The organism is Terrabacter sp. P2_E3 (assembly GCF_056403915.1).
In genome coordinates this window covers 101,274-116,315 of the sequence record NZ_JBFUEN010000007.1, presented here as the reverse complement: position 1 = coordinate 116,315, position 15,042 = coordinate 101,274, and the positions used below count along the sequence as shown (strand labels likewise).

Here is a 15,042-nt window from a genome sequence, read left to right as displayed (position 1 = left end):
CCACGCTCAGCCGGCCACCTGCTCCGCGAACGTCCCTTCCAGACCGTCGAGGACGGTCGTGCGACGGCCGATGGAAGGCGTGATGGTGCTGCGTCCGGTGGGGTGATCACGCCACCGGAGGCAGGACCATCACGCACACCAAAGCGCGCGTGCTGCTCAGGAGCGGGACCGGGCGCCGCCGTGCGGCTCGCCCAGCCGGTAGTCGGGCGTGGCGAACCCGCCGCCGAGCACCCCGGGCGGACGGCTCGGGTCGCGCTGCTCGACGCCCGCGGCATACGCCTCCGCGTCGTCCTGCGGGTCGAAGCCGATCGCGAGTCCGGGCGCCAGGTCGACCCGGCGCCGCGTGTTGCGCGAGACGCCCCACACGACGTGGTGACCACCGGCCGACGTCGTCAGCGTCGCGAGCACGAGCCGCGCCATGTCGTCGGGGGAAAGCCACGACTGGAGCGAGCGCGGGCCGCCCGGCGCGTCGTCGAAGGTCATGATCCGGGCGCTGACGACCGTCATCGCGAAGCGGCCGGCATACAACCCACCGAGCGCCTCGAGCGCCGCCTTGCTGACGCCGTAGTACGTGTCGGGCGCGGGGAGCGGCATGCCCTCGGCGGCACCCGGCGAGTCCACCGGCACGTAGCCGGCCGCGTGCACCGAGCTCGCGAGGAGCAGCCTCGTCACCCCCGCCCGCTGCGCCGCCTCGCACACGGCGTGCGTGCCGTCGATGTTGACGGCGAGGATCTCGGCCCAGGACCGCTCGTCGGAGTGTGCGCCGAGGTGCACGACGAGGTCGGCGCCGGCGAACGCCGCCGCGTGGCCGTCGACGTCGCGCAGGTCGCACTCCACGGCTCGCTCGGTCGCGGTGTCGACGTCGCGGACGACGACCCCGAGGCCGTCGCAGAGGACGAGCCGGTGGCCGGCCGCGCGCAGTCGCGGGCGCAGCGCCGTCGCGATGCGCCCGGCGGCTCCGGTCAGCGCGATGAGGGCCACGTCAGCAGCCTCCCCGACCGGGCGACAAGCGTCAGAGGCCGTCGACGACGACGGCAGCCATCTCCATGCACGACTGGTGCGTCTTGGGGCTGATCTTCAGCGGGTCGAGGTGCAGGCCCGGTGCGAGCATCGGGTCGTAGGGGATGTCGACGACCGCGCGCACCCACTGCTCGAAGTGCTCGCGGGTGTGCACGCCGGCGCCGACGTCGTTGCCCTTGGCCGACGTGTGCGAGATGACGCAGACGGCGTTGCGCACGAGGTCGCCCCGGCCCATCGCGACGAGCGCGTCGAGGTTCTTGGCCGCGACGACCGACGTGTCGTCCTTGAGCGACGTCGCGAAGACGAGCATGTCGGCGCGGGCTGCGGCCGCGAGCCAGTTCGGCGACAGACGGTTGTTGCCGGTGTCGACGACGATCATCCGGTAGAAGCGTGAGAGCTGCGTGTGGAGGTTCTCGAACTCCGACTCACCGATGATGCGCATCGCCTCGTCGTCGTCGGCCGAGGCCAGCACGTCGAAGCTCAGGCCCCGCTGCTCGCGCACCCAGTGCTCGAGCTCGGACGTGCCGGCGTTGGGGTCGTTGGCGATCGTCGGCAGGGCACCGAGCAGGTCGACGACCGTGCGGTGGTGGCTCTGCGACGGTGCGCGCATGCCGAGGGTGCCCTCGGTCTCGTTGTTGTCCCACGCGAGCACCGAGCCCGAGCGGTAGCGGCCGAGGTAGCTCGCGAGCATCAGCGTGACGAGGGTCTTGCCGCCGCCGCCCTTGGTGTTGATGACCATGATCGTCTTGCGGCCGTTGAGCGGGCGGGCGATCCGGTCGATGCGGTCGCGCTCGAGCATCTCCTTGACGCTCGGGCCGAGGCCGAACGCCTTGCGCAGGCCGGAGTTGGCCTTGACCTTCTGGCGCTCACCCTTCGACCGGGCCGTGATGAGGTCCTCGGCGCTCGGGCGGTCGGAGTTGCCGGTGCGCGCCGCGGGGGTCAGGTCGTAGGACGGCTCCGCAGGGGACTCGACGTCGTGGCCGAGCTCGGCAGCCGCGGCGGCCACGTCGGGGTCGACGGCCGGCCGGGCGGCATACGCCTGCTGCGCCGCGGAGTGGTCGGTGGACGCCGCGGCCGCGGGACCGGGCACGGTGCCCGCCGCGTAGTCCGCGAGGCTCGCCCCCGCGGGGGTCCACCCGGTGTACGTCTCCTCGGGCTCGTCGCTGCTCGCGGCCGGCCACTCGGCGGTACCGGGGTCGGAGGGCTGCCAGTCGGTCCACGAGTTCGTCGCGCCGGAGGCGCCGGACGTGTCCGAGGCGCCCTGGGTCGAGCCGTTCTGGGCGTGGCCGTTGAGCTCGTGGGCGTCGCCGGCGGCGCTCTCGCCGCCGTACTCATAGGAGGCGGGCCAGTCGTCGGAGGCCGATGCTGCGTCGCCGGCGGCGACGGTCGGGATGGCACCGGTGTCGCCGGACTGCCAGGAGGTGTCCTCCCACGTCGAGCTCCACGGGTCGGCCGGCGCCTCGTCGGGCTGGGCCGCGCCGGCGGTCGCCGTCGGGATGGGAAGGGCGAAACCACCCGGGATGGAGTTGTTCGCCGAGAAGCCGGGGATGCCCTGGCTCTCGGTGTTTCCGGTCTCGTCCTTGCTCATCGAGCGCTCCTTGCTGGCCTAACCACGTGCGGGAACCCGCCGCGGGACCCCGGGTGATCGTCCCATGCTTCCGTCGCACATCAAACCCGCCGACCGGGGCTCACGGGGGCGAAACGGACGTTTCGCGGCACCCCGCGCCGACTGTCGGTTGGAGGCTCGGGGTGCTGACCCGGTTACGATGAAGCGCCCGACAGGAGCGCTCACCAAGGAGGAGGAGACGGCGTGGGAATCATCAACCGTGTCGAGCACGGTCTCGCCAAGGCTGTCCACGGTGCCTTCGCCAAGGCGTTCAAGTCCGAGGTGCAGCCCGTCGAGATCGCCTCGGCGATCCGCCGCGCCATGGACGACCGGGCGGCGCTGCTCGGCCACGGCCGGGCCATGGTGCCCAACCTCTACACGATCGAGCTGAGCCAGACCGACTACGAGCGGCTCGGCGACTATGAGGACGACCTGTCCGACGACCTCGTCGCCGCGGCGCAGGAGCACGCCGACTCGCAGGGCTACCAGCCCGGCGGCCCCCTCGAGGTCGCGCTCGTCGAGGGCGAGGGGCTCGAGACCGGTGTCTTCCGCGTGCGCCCGGCCACCGCCAAGCAGGCCGGGCGCGAGTCCGCCGCCCGCGAGCCGGCCCCGGCCGCACCGCGGCCGCAGACCACCAACGGCACGGCCATCGACGAGGCCCCGGTCCACCGCCCGGCACCCCGCTCCAACCCGTCCGCCCGTCCGTGGCTCGACATCGGCGGCGACCGCTACCCCCTCCTCGGCAGCCTGACGACGCTCGGCCGCGACGAGACCGCCGACATCGTCATCGACGACCCCGGGGTGTCCCGCCGCCACAGCGAGATCCGCGTGACGACCGACGGCCCGCACCTCGTGACCTCGATCCGCGACCTCAACTCCACCAACGGCACCTTCGTCAACGGCGAGCGCGTCTCGAGCCAGCGGCTCCAGGACGGCGACCGCCTGACGATCGGCCGCACGTCCGCGACCTTCCGCGCCGGACGCCGGTGAGCGCGATGACCCCCTTGGACGGCCCTCCGCTGATGACATCTGGTGACGCATGAGTGAACTCACCCTGACCCTGCTGCGGCTGGGTCTGCTCGCGCTGCTGTGGATCTTCATCTTCAGCGTCGTCGGCGTGCTGCGCACCGACATCTACGGCACGGCGGTGAGCCGTCGCGGGCAGCGCAAGGCGCTCAAGCAGGCCGCGAAGCAGGACCGCAAGGCGGCCCCGAGACGTACGCCTTCCCCGGCGGCCGTCGGTGCCGGCGCGGCGGGTGCCGCCGCCGTCACCCCCGAGGCGCCCGCTCGCAAGGGTCGCCGCGGCAAGGGCAACCCGACGACGCTCGTCGTCACCGAGGGCCCCCTGACCGGGACGTCGCTGCCCCTGCGCAGCGGCGGCATCCTCATCGGGCGCAACCCCGAGTGCGCCCTCGTCCTCGACGACGACTACGCCTCGGGCCGCCACTGCCGCATCCATCCCGACCCGTCGGGCCGCGACGGCTGGGTCGTCGAGGACCTCGGCTCGACGAACGGCACCTTCATCGGACGTGACCGGCTGACCGGGGCGCGACCCGTCGAGATCGGCACCACCCTGCGGATCGGCAAGACCGTCCTCGAACTGCGAGGCTGACCGGATGGCCATCGCTCTGCGCTATGCCGCGCGCTCCGACCTCGGCCTGGGACCCAAGTCCCGCAACGAGGACTCGGGGTATGCCGGGCCCAACCTGCTCGTGCTCGCCGACGGCATGGGCGGCCACGCCGCAGGCGACGTCGCCAGCTCGATGATCGTCGGCGAGCTCGCCCCGCTCGACGAGGAGGACGTGACCGCCGACCAGGCGATCCCGCTCCTGGAGGAGGCCCTCCACGCGGCGAACGCCAAGCTCACCAAGGCGATGCGGGAGAACGCCGACCTCGCCGGCATGGGCAGCACGACCATCGTCATGCTGCGCACCGGCAACAAGCTCGCCATGGCGCACATCGGCGACTCGCGGGCGTTCATGCTCCGCGGCGACACGTTCTCGCAGATCACGAAGGACCACTCCTTCGTCCAGCAGCTCATCGACGAGGGCCGCATCTCCAAGGAGGACGCCGGCCACCACCCGCAGCGCTCGGTCGTGACCCGGGTCATGACCGGCCAGCCCGACGACGAGCCCGACACCTCGCTGCGCGAGGCCAAGATCGGCGACCGCTTCCTGCTCTGCTCCGACGGCCTGTCCGACTTCGTCGGCGCCGACGTCATCGAGGAGATCCTCCGTGAGGCGCGCACGCCCGACGAGGCCGCCGACCGGTGCATCGAGGTCGCCCTCAAGGCCAGCACCCGCGACAACGTCACGGTCATCGTCGCCGAGGTCGTCGACGCCGACGGTGACGACCTGCCCACCACCGTGCCCCAGGTCGTCGGCGCCGCCGGCAAGCGGATGCGGGGCCGCACCCGTGCGATCCCGACGAGCCCTGCCGAGAAGGCCGCCGCCCTGTCGCGCGAGGCCACGGGCCGCGCCGAGCCCGACGACGACTCGCTCGAGCTCGCCGAGGACCACACGCGCTCGCGCCGGTCCAAGATCGTGCTGCGCACCATCGGCGTCATCGTCGTCGCTGCGATCCTCGTCGGCGGCGGGTATGCCGCCTGGGCCTGGTCGCAGAAGCAGTACTACGTCGCGACCGACGGAGCGCACGTCGCGATCTTCCGCGGCGTCTCCCAGGACCTCGGACCGATCAGCCTCTCCCACGTCGAGTCGCCGTCCGACGTCCTCGTCTCCGACCTGCCGAGCGACGTCCAGGCCTCGGTCGGCAACACGATCCCCGCGCGCGACCTCGCCGACGCACTCGTCAAGGTCGCTGCGTTGCGCGGCGAGGCGGAGCGCTGCCAGCGCCTCGCCGCCACCGGCACGCCGTGCGGCACGTCGCCGACACCGACGCCGGTGCCCACGACACCCCCGACGACGCCGAGCCCGAGCACGACGCTGCCGATCCCGCGGCCGTCGACGTCGCGCCCGAACCCGTCGATCACGACGCCGCCGGCCGTGGCCGCGCCCGCCGTCCGCCTCGTGGCACCCCTGGGGAGCCTCGCGTGACGACGACCGTCGAGCCCCTGACCCCGCGGACGCGCCGCGGCGCCGAGCTGATGCTCCTGATCCTCGCGATCGGCATCGTGCTGCTCGCCTGGGTCACGACCGACCTCAACCGCAACGGCACGGTGCCGGCCAACATCATCCCGATCGCCGGCGGCTTCACCGCGCTCGTGCTTGCCGTCCACCTCGTGCTGCGCTGGAAGGCGGCCTACGCCGACCCGGTGCTCCTGCCGATCACGACCGTGCTCAACGGGCTCGGGCTCGTCATGATCCACCGCCTCGACCTCGCCCGCGGCAAGCTCGGCACCGACGGTGACGCCTATCGCCAGATCATCTGGACGACGCTCGCCGTGGCCCTCGCCGTGGCCGTCCTCTTCGTGCTGCGCGACCACCGCCTGCTCCGCCGCTACACCTACGTGACGATGGCCGTCGGCTTCGTGCTGCTCCTGCTGCCGCTCGTCCCCGGCATCGGCCGCACGATCAACGGCTCCCAGATCTGGATCTCGATCGGCCCGCTCAACTTCCAGCCGGGGGAGTTCGCCAAGATCGCCCTCGCGATCTTCTTCGCCGGCTACCTCGTGCAGACCCGTGACGTGCTCTCCCTCGCCGGCAAGAAGGTCCTCGGCTTCACCTTCCCGCGCGGGCGCGACCTGGGCCCGATCCTCGTCGCGTGGGTGCTCGCGCTGCTCGTCCTCGTCTTCCAGAAGGACCTCGGCTCGGCGCTGCTCTTCTTCGGTCTCTTCGTCGCGATGCTCTACGTCGCCACCGAGCGCGTCTCGTGGATCGCCATCGGCCTGCTGCTCTTCGCCGCGGCCGTCGCCTTCGCCCTGTCGGCCTTCACGCACTTCCAGAAGCGCGTCGACCTGTGGCTCGACCCCTTCTCGCCGGACAACCTCGAGCGGTCCAACCAGCTGGCCAACGGCCTGTGGGGCATGGCCTCCGGCGGTCTCACCGGCACCGGGCTCGGCGCGGGTCGGCCCTACCTGACGTCCTTCGCCGAGAGCGACTTCATCTTCCCGAGCCTCGGGGAGGAGCTCGGCCTCTTCGGGTCCGTCGCGATCATCGTGCTCTACCTCATCTTCTGCGAGCGCGGCATCCGCACCGCCCTCGGCGTGCGTGACGGCTTCGGCAAGCTGCTCGCCATCGGCCTGTCGTTCTCCGTCGCCTTCCAGCTCTTCATCGTCATCGGCGGCGTCACGCGGGTCATCCCGCTGACCGGCCTCACGACGCCCTTCATGTCGCTCGGTGGCTCGTCCCTGCTCGCGAACTGGGTGATCATGGCGCTGCTGCTGCGCATCTCCGACCAGGCCCGAAGGCCGATGCCCGAGATCCCCGTGGGTGTCGCCGCCGACGAGCCGGCCCCGGCCGAGGTGACCCAGGTGGTGAGGCTGACGTGAACACCCCCATCCGCCGCCTGTCCGTGGTCATCGCCGCGCTCTTCACCGCCCTCCTCGTCGCGGCGACGATGGTGCAGTTCACGCAGGCGAAGACGCTCAACGGGATGGCGTCCAACAAGCGCACCCTGCTCGACAGCTACTCCCGCGAGCGCGGGTCGATCATCGTCGGCGGCCAGGCCGTCGCGAAGTCGGTGCCCGTCCAGGACCAGTACCGCTTCCTGCGCACCTACCCCCAGGACGAGCTGTACGCCCAGATGACCGGCTTCTACTCGTATGCCGTAGGCGCCCCCTACGGTCTCGAGCACGCCTCCGACGACCTGCTGTCGGGCGATGCCGACACCCTCTTCGTGCGGCGCGTCACCGACCTCATCACGGGTCGCAAGACGTCCGGCGCCACGATCGAGCTGACGATCGACCCCAAGGCACAGGCTGCGGCCGACAAGGCCCTCGGCGACAACAAGGGCGCCGTCGTGGCCCTCGACCCGAAGACCGGGGCGATCCTCGCGATGGTGAGCCACCCGTCCTACGACCCCAACCCGCTCTCGAGCCACGACCTCACCAAGGCCTCCAAGGCCTGGCAGACGCTGTCCAACGACAAGGACAAGTCCTACCTCAACCGCACCATCAACGGCGTCTACCCGCCCGGGTCGACCTTCAAGGTCATCACGGCGGCCGCCGCACTCGAGAACGGCGTCGTCAGTGACGAGAACTCCTCCGTGCCCGGCCCCGCCGAGCTCGACCTGCCGCTGACGAGCACCAACCTGCCCAACGAGGACGGCCGCCCCTGCGGGCCGGGCGACAAGACGACGCTCATCCACGCGCTCGAGATCTCGTGCAACACGACGTTCGGCTCCCTGGGACTCGAGCTCGGTGGCGAGAAGATCCGCGCCCAGGCCGCGAAGTTCGGCTTCGGTGACGCCCTCCAGATCCCGATGCGCGTCTCGGTGAGCTCGGTCCCGGCCGACCTCAACGCCCCGCAGGCCGCCCAGGCCGCGATCGGGCAGTACGACGTGCGCACCACGCCGCTCCAGATGGCCATGGTCGCGGCCGGCATCGCCAACCAGGGCCGGGTCATGACGCCCTACCTCATCGACTCCGTGCGCAGCGCCAACCTCGACATCATCGAGTCGACGCCCGACCCGGTGGAGCTGTCGCAGGCGACGTCCGAGCAGACCGCCTCGACCCTGACCAAGATGATGGTCTCCGTCGTCGACCACGGCAGCGGCGCGCGGGCGCAGATCGACGGCGTCGAGGTCGCGGGCAAGACCGGCACCGCGCAGCACGACCCGGGCAAGCCCCCGCACGCGTGGTTCATCTCGTTCGCACCGGCCACCGACGCCAAGATCGCCGTCGCCGTCGTCGTCGAGGACGGCGGCGTCACGGGCAGCGAGATCGGCGGTGGCCGCGTCGCCGCCCCGATCGCCCGCCAGGTCATGGAGGCGGTGCTGGGCCGATGACCCTCTCCACCGGCGCGACCCTCGGCGGTCGCTACACCCTCGGCACGGCCATCGCCTCGGGCGGCATGGGCACCGTCTGGGAGGCCATCGACGAGGTGCTCCGGCGTCCCGTCGCCGTCAAGGTCATGCGCCCGCAGGGCCCCGAGGACGACGCGTTCCTCGAGCGCTTCCGCGACGAGGCCAGGGGCAGCGCCTCGCTCCACCACCCCAACATCGCGTCCGTCTTCGACTACGGCGAGGAGGACGGCACGGCCTACCTCGTCATGGAGCTCGTGCCGGGACGCACGCTCGGCGAGATCATCCGCGAGAGAGACGGCGGTATGCCGGCCGAGGAGGTGCGCTCGCTGCTCGGCCAGGCCGCCCTGGCCCTGTCGGCGGCCCACGAGGCCGGCGTCGTGCACCGCGACGTCAAGCCCGCCAACATCATCGTCACGCCCGAGGGGCAGGCCAAGCTCACCGACTTCGGGATCGCCCGGGTCGGTGACGGGTCGGGGCACACCCTGACCGGTGAGGTGCTGGGCACTCCCGACTACATCAGCCCGGAGCAGGCCCTCGGCGAGCCGGCGACGGCCTCGAGCGACATCTACTCCCTCGGCGTCGTGGCGCACGAGATGATCACCGGCCGCAAGCCCTTCGACATGGGCACGCCCGTGGCGACCGCGATCGCGCAGGTCAACGACGCGCCGCCCGAGCTGCCCTCGACGGTGCCCCTGGACCTGCGGGAGGTCGTCGACGCGTGTCTCGCGAAGTCCGCGTCCGACCGCCCGGCCGACGCGCGAGCGGTGGCGGAGGCCGCCGGGGTGCCGCTCGGGTCCCTGCCCGGGGTCACGCCACCTCCGCTGGCAGCCGACTCCACGACCGTCATCCCCGCGGCCGACCCGACCCGCGCGCTGGCCGGCACACCGGCTGCGGGAGCCAGCCGCGCCGGTGCCTCTGCGGCCGGACTCGTCTCTGCCGCACGGGAGCTCGTCGGCGCCGAGCGTCGCGGTCCGTTCGCGCGCCCGTCGGAGACCGCCACGGAGCCTTCTGCGGGACGTCGCTGGGCCTGGCTGGCCGTCCCGGCCGTCGCCCTCGTGGCGTGGGGCGCCTTCGCGCTGGGCAGCGTCATGAACGGCGCCGCCGGGAGCCCGGCCGCCCGGCCGACGTCCCCCGCGACCACCACCCCGACCACCACCCCGGCCACGTCCGCGGCTCCGACTCCGACTCCGACCGCGAGCGCCTCCCGGGCGACCACGACGGCTGCACCGACCCGCTCGGCGACGAAGGCCACCGCCGCCACGAAGCAGACGAGCACCAAGCCGCAGCCCGCCCATGCCGGCAAGGGCAAGGGAAAGGGCAAGGGCAAGTGACATGACCGACCAGCCCGAGCAGCGCGATCCAGGCGCCCGACGAGTGGACCAGGATGACCCAGCACCCGAACGAGCAGAGGCCAACGACGTGAGCACCGCACCCCGTGTCCTCGGCGGACGCTACGAGGTCGGCGAGCTCATCGGTCGGGGCGGCATGGCCGACGTCCACCTGGGCCATGACACGCGGCTCGGTCGTCAGGTCGCGATCAAGATGCTGCGCTCGGACCTCGCCCGCGACGCGAACTTCCTCATGCGTTTCCGGCGCGAGGCGCAGTCGGCAGCCGGGCTCAACCACCCGGCGATCGTCGCGATCTTCGACTCGGGCGAGGACGACAGCGTCGTCGAGGGCCCCAACGGCACGCGGACGACCCTGCCCTACATCGTCATGGAGTACGTCGACGGCGAGACGCTGCGCCAGAAGCTGACCGACCAGCAGCAGCTCCAGCCGGCCGAGGCGATCCGCGTCACCGAGGGCATCCTCGACGCCCTGGCCTACAGCCACCGGATGGGCATCGTCCACCGCGACATCAAGCCGGCCAACGTCATGATCACGACCGGTGGCCACGTCAAGGTCATGGACTTCGGCATCGCCCGGGCGATCGCCGACACGGCCGCGACGATGACCCAGACCCAGTCGGTCGTCGGCACCGCGCAGTACCTCTCGCCCGAGCAGGCCCAGGGCCAGACGGTCGACGAGCGGTCCGACCTCTACTCGACCGGGTGCCTCCTGTTCGAGCTGCTCGCCGGCCGGCCGCCCTTCACCGGTGACTCGCCCGTCGCCATCGCCTACCAGCACGTCGGTGAGCTGCCGCAGCCGCCGAGCGTCTTCAACGACGCCGTCGCCGGTGACCTCGACGCCGTGACGCTGCACGCCCTCGCCAAGGACCGCGAGGCCCGCTACCAGGACGCCACGGCCTTCCGCGACGACCTCGAGAACGTCCGGCTCGGCCGGCAGATCAGCGCCGCGGCGCTCGGCACCGCAGCCGCCGTCGGGGCTGCCGCAACCCAGACCCTCCCGCAGGCGTATGCCGCACCGGGGACCCCGACCGCCGTGCAGGCCCCCGTCACCTCCCGGAGCGAGCGCTACGCGAACACCGCGGGCCTGCCCGCCGTCGGCCACGACGAGCTGGAGCAGGACGACCGGAAGGGCGGCACGGGCAAGGCGGTGCTCATCACCGGGCTCGTCATCGCCCTCCTCGCCCTCGTCGGCTGGGGCGGCGTGAAGTGGTTCGGCAACCAGACGCCGAGCGTGACGCTCGTCGCCGTGCCGACGATCGAGGGCATGCAGGAGGACGTCGCGGCGCGCACCCTGGCGACGAACGGTCTCCGCGGTGAGAAGTCCCCGGCAGCGAGCACGACGGTCACCGAGGGTGACGTCATCAGCCAGGACCCCAAGCCGGGGACGAGGATCGCGGAGCAGTCGGTCGTCAAGTACCTCGTGTCGACCGGTCCCGACAACCTCACCGTGCCCGACGTCACCGGCTTCAACAAGGACGACGCACGCACCGAGCTGGAGAAGCAGGGCTTCGTCGTGTCGGGCTTCCAGGAGGAGAACACCCCGGACCAGGCTAAGAACAAGGTGACGAAGACCGAACCGGCCGCCCAGGCCGTCGTCGCCAAGGGCTCGAAGATCAAGATCTTCTACGCCACCGGCAACGTCAAGGTGCCCGACAACCTCGTCGGCCAGGACTGGGCCCTCGCCGCCGTCGCGCTGCAGAACGCCGGCCTCAGCCCGGTCAAGCAGACCGTCGACTCCGACAAGAACCCCGACGAGGTGCTCTCGGTCGACCGGGCCGGCGACGTCGTCAAGCTCGGCACCCAGATCACCGTCAAGGTCGCGCGCACCCCGAACCAGACGGCGACCGTCACGGTGACGCCCCCGCCGCCCAGCACGACGACGACCAGCCCGGGGACCACGACCCCGCCGCCGACCCCCTAGGGTCAGCACCCGGCATACGGCACAGGGCCCCTCCCGACCGGGAGGGGCCCTTCGTCGTGCGTGCTGGCGTATGCCGTGTCGACCGTCGCGTCAGACGGCGGCGGTCACGAGGGGGCTGAGCCCCGCCGAGCGCTGCACGGCAGCGGTGTCACCGCACAGCGCGAGGAAGTTCGCGAGCATCCGGTGGCCGCCCTCGGTCAGGACGCTCTCGGGATGGAACTGCACCCCGTGCAGCGGCAGGTCGCGGTGGCGCACCGCCATCACGAGGCCCGAGTCGGTGCTGCCGGTGGCGACGAGCTCGCCAGGCAGGGTCGCCGGGTCGATGGTCAGCGAGTGGTAGCGGGTCGCGGTGAAGGGGCTCGGCAGGCCCTCGAGGACGCCGGTGCCGTCGTGGTGCACGAGCGAGGTCTTGCCGTGGAGCAGCTCCGGCGCCCGCCCGACGACCGCACCGGCGACGACGCCGAGCGCCTGGTGCCCGAGGCACACGCCGAACATCGGCTTCCCGATGCGGGCGCACTCACGGATGATGTCCATCGACACCCCGGCGTCCTCGGGAGTGCCCGGGCCGGGCGAGACGAGCACGCCGTCGTAGGCCGCGGCGTCGGTCGCCGGCACCGCGTCGTTGCGCACGACGGTGCACTCGGCGCCGAGCTGCTCGAGGTAGCCGACGATCGTGTAGACGAAGCTGTCGTAGTTGTCGACGACGAGGATGCGGGTGGGGCTGGTCATGCGGGGGCCTCAGAGGGGTGGTGGGGCGCGCTCAGCGGATCGGTGACGCGTACTGGAAGTCGACCGAGCCCGAGTATGCCGGGAACTCGATCGAGTTGTGGGTGTGCAGGGCGTAGCCGAGACCGACGGCGTCGACGTACTGCTTGTAGATGTTGACGGAGGCGTCGGCGTCGAGGCCCTGCTGCATGCGGTCGATGTCGCCGATGGCGGTGATCCGGTAGGGCGGGGCGTAGACGCGGCCCTGGAGGATGAGGGTGTTGCCGACGCAGCGGACGGCGCTCGTCGAGATGACCCGCTGGTCCTGGATCATCATCGCCTCGGCGCCCGAGGTCCAGAGCGCGTTGACGACGGCCTGGACGTCCTGCTGGTGCACGACGATGTCGTCGGCGGTGAAGCCGTCGGGCAGGGAGTCGGCGGTGCGCTTCGCGTCGTCGAGGGTCACCTCGAGGGCGGCGCCCCGGACCTTCGTCGTCGCGGCGGGGGCGGCGAGCTCGTCGGCAGCGCGGGTCAGGCTCGAGAGGTGCTCGTCGGTGGGGGCGTTCGTCTTCGAGAGCGCCTCGACCTCCTTCTGGAGCCCGTCGAGGACGCTCGCCTTCTCCGCGACGCGCGAGTCACCCTCCATGATCAGCTGGGGCAGGTCGCGGTCGGCGCGGAGGTCTCGGCCCTGCGCGGTCTGGAAGCTCATCGCGAACATCACGCCGGCGGAGGCCATGACCACCGGGACGACCAGCCCCCACGTCAGACGGGGTCGGCGGCGGGAGGGCGCGGGGGACGCTTCCACGTCGTTGGCGTCGCCGGCGTCGATGGCGTCGTCGACCGTCGCCGGTTCGGGCTGCTCGGCGTGCACGGGCGGCTCAGGCTGCTCGGCGTCCGTCATGACTCGTGTCCTCGCTCGCGCGGACCCTCCGCGCCGCCTCCATTGTGCCTCGTCACGGCTCGTGGACCGACCGGAGGTAGGGCGCGTAGGGGGAGAGCTCGCTGGTCTGGGTGCCTCCGCGGAGGGCGAGCGTCGCCGCGGCGCGGTTGGGCGCGCCGAGCTGGGTGACGAGGTGGGAGATCTCGGCCGCGACGGTGCGCAGCGAGACCCCGAGCTCGCGGGCGATCGCGGCGTCCTTGGTGCCCACGACGAGGCGCCGGGCGACGAGGCACTGCCGCGGGGTGAACGGCGGGCTCGTCCCCTCGGGGACGGCGGGCCTCGATCGGGCCAGGGTCTCGTGCCAGAGCGAGAGGACCCGGTCGACGACGTCGGACCGGGTGGCGAGCCACGCGGTGGGGAAGCCGTCCTCGCTGAGCGGTCCGGCCACGACCGTCGTGGCCTCGTCGGCGATGATGCACTGGAACTGCGCGGGCCCGACCCGGACGTCGGGCTTCTCGGACGACAGCAGCGGGTTGAGCCGCAGGGTGCGCTCCGTCGTGATCGTGAGCAGCGTGAGGCCGCGCTCGATCGAGCGCGCGTTCGTCGTGCGGCTGCCGTCGACCGGGTCGAAGTTCATGATCGGCTGGATCGACCAGACCGAGCGGCGGGTCAGCGGCTCGACCGCGGTCGCCAGGTTGCGCTCGATCTGCTCGGCGCCGACCCCGAGCCGGCGGAAGCCGGGGGTCCTGCCCCCGTCAAGACTGGTGACGGCGAGCCCGTTGACGACGGACGAGAGCTCGACGGCGGCCGCGGCCAGCGAGGGCGCTCGCAGCTGTGCGTCGTCCCTGCTCGGCCCGGAACCCGACATCGGGCTGGTCATCGCATCGTCCCCTGATCTGCTGTCCGTGACTGCCAGCATGCCCGGTTCCGGTCTCAGGTCAACTCGATGGACGCACCCCGTCCTGCAGGTTCGTGCAACGGAGGAAGCGCAGACGCGACACGCGGGCCTGCGCCTGTCATCCTCGACCCGGTCACCGGGTGTGGATCGGCAGCGGGCGGGGCGCAGACAGGGGGCGCATCCGCCCGCTCGCCGTCGACAGCCGAGCCACCCGTCGGGGTGCCCCTCGAGACCTTCTCGAGGGGCACCGCCGAGCGCAGGGGGCAACCGGACCGACCGGTCCGTCCGAGGGCATCGCCCCGATCACCGTGCCGGCACGCCTGCACGGGGACGCCGAGCGCGTCATTGGTTACCCTTGCCTCAACTCAGAGCAAGGAGAACGCAGTGCCCGAGTCCAAAGGCCGCGACCACAAGGCGGCGGCATACACCCCGCCCCGCACGAGCAAGGCCGCCGAGCCCAACCCCACCTGGTGGGCGCCCGTCTTCATCACGCTGCTCGTCCTCGGGCTGCTGTGGATCGTCGTCTACTACGTGACCGAGTACAAGTACCCCATCGGGTCCATCGGGGTCTGGAACCTCGGCATCGGCTTCGTCCTGCTCATGGGCGGCTTCATCATGACGATGCGGTGGCGCTGAGCCCACCGAAACCCCGCACCGACCCGCATCCTGAGGGCCGCTCCTGTCATCACGACGGAGCGGCCCTTTTGCACACACCCCACTGGGCGCCGGCTGTCCACACCW

Annotated in this window: 13 protein-coding genes; 8 read left to right on the top strand and 5 right to left on the bottom strand. The window is 71.9% G+C overall.

Features of this window, described 5'->3' with window-relative positions:
* Window positions 1–156: 156 nt before the first annotated feature.
* Both AC1DW8_RS10720 and AC1DW8_RS10715 read right to left on the bottom strand, forming a co-directional pair.
* Window positions 157–981, bottom strand: coding sequence for an NAD-dependent epimerase/dehydratase family protein (locus AC1DW8_RS10720; RefSeq protein WP_478093865.1), 825 nt, complete (start codon window positions 979–981; stop codon window positions 157–159).
* Window positions 982–1,012: 31 nt separating this feature from the next.
* A complete protein-coding gene (locus AC1DW8_RS10715; RefSeq protein ID WP_478093863.1) occupies window positions 1,013–2,608 on the bottom strand; it encodes a MinD/ParA family ATP-binding protein in 1,596 nt (531 codons plus the stop codon).
* Window positions 2,609–2,830: 222 nt separating this feature from the next.
* On the opposite strand from AC1DW8_RS10715, the gene AC1DW8_RS10710 reads away from it, so the two are divergent.
* The 7 genes from AC1DW8_RS10710 to pknB all read left to right on the top strand — a co-directional run bounded on the left by AC1DW8_RS10710 (window position 2,831) and on the right by pknB (window position 11,818).
* Window positions 2,831–3,616 (top strand): FhaA domain-containing protein, encoded by a 786-nt coding sequence (locus tag AC1DW8_RS10710; protein WP_056823447.1) that lies wholly within the window; start codon window positions 2,831–2,833, stop codon window positions 3,614–3,616.
* Between the two features lie 49 nt (window positions 3,617–3,665).
* Window positions 3,666–4,238, top strand: a complete 573-nt coding sequence (locus tag AC1DW8_RS10705) for an FHA domain-containing protein FhaB/FipA (protein ID WP_056780547.1) — start codon at window positions 3,666–3,668, stop codon at window positions 4,236–4,238.
* A gap of 4 nt (window positions 4,239–4,242) precedes the next feature.
* A complete protein-coding gene (locus AC1DW8_RS10700; RefSeq protein WP_056780544.1) occupies window positions 4,243–5,679 on the top strand; it encodes a PP2C family protein-serine/threonine phosphatase in 1,437 nt (478 codons plus the stop codon).
* A gap of 50 nt (window positions 5,680–5,729) precedes the next feature.
* Window positions 5,730–7,073, top strand: a complete 1,344-nt coding sequence (locus AC1DW8_RS10695; RefSeq protein ID WP_056823957.1) for an FtsW/RodA/SpoVE family cell cycle protein — start codon at window positions 5,730–5,732, stop codon at window positions 7,071–7,073.
* Entirely contained in the window at window positions 7,070–8,530 is a 1,461-nt protein-coding gene (locus tag AC1DW8_RS10690; RefSeq protein WP_056823443.1) for a peptidoglycan D,D-transpeptidase FtsI family protein, read from the top strand. Before AC1DW8_RS10695 ends, AC1DW8_RS10690 begins: the two co-directional genes overlap by 4 nt.
* Complete coding sequence (locus AC1DW8_RS10685) at window positions 8,527–9,879, top strand: serine/threonine-protein kinase (protein ID WP_478093859.1); 1,353 nt, start codon at window positions 8,527–8,529, stop codon at window positions 9,877–9,879. The genes AC1DW8_RS10690 and AC1DW8_RS10685 overlap by 4 nt, the downstream gene beginning before the upstream one ends.
* An 88-nt stretch (window positions 9,880–9,967) precedes the next feature.
* Window positions 9,968–11,818 (top strand): Stk1 family PASTA domain-containing Ser/Thr kinase, encoded by a 1,851-nt coding sequence (gene pknB, locus AC1DW8_RS10680; RefSeq protein WP_478093857.1) that lies wholly within the window; start codon window positions 9,968–9,970, stop codon window positions 11,816–11,818.
* A 90-nt stretch (window positions 11,819–11,908) separates the two neighbouring features.
* Here pknB and AC1DW8_RS10675 read toward each other — a convergent pair whose 3' ends face one another.
* From AC1DW8_RS10675 to AC1DW8_RS10665, 3 genes are read right to left on the bottom strand one after another with little or no spacing between them, the layout of a single operon-like run.
* A complete protein-coding gene (locus AC1DW8_RS10675) occupies window positions 11,909–12,547 on the bottom strand; it encodes an aminodeoxychorismate/anthranilate synthase component II (protein ID WP_478093855.1) in 639 nt (212 codons plus the stop codon).
* 31 nt (window positions 12,548–12,578) lie between these two features.
* A complete protein-coding gene (locus AC1DW8_RS10670) occupies window positions 12,579–13,424 on the bottom strand; it encodes a DUF881 domain-containing protein (RefSeq protein WP_478093853.1) in 846 nt (281 codons plus the stop codon).
* Between the two features lie 52 nt (window positions 13,425–13,476).
* Window positions 13,477–14,283: a helix-turn-helix transcriptional regulator gene (locus tag AC1DW8_RS10665; protein WP_478093851.1), complete on the bottom strand. Its 807-nt coding sequence runs from the start codon at window positions 14,281–14,283 to the stop codon at window positions 13,477–13,479.
* Between the two features lie 402 nt (window positions 14,284–14,685).
* Here AC1DW8_RS10665 and AC1DW8_RS10660 point away from each other — a divergent pair, with 402 nt between their 5' ends.
* Window positions 14,686–14,937, top strand: a complete 252-nt coding sequence (locus AC1DW8_RS10660) for a cell division protein CrgA (protein WP_056780519.1) — start codon at window positions 14,686–14,688, stop codon at window positions 14,935–14,937.
* Window positions 14,938–15,042: the final 105 nt, after the last annotated feature.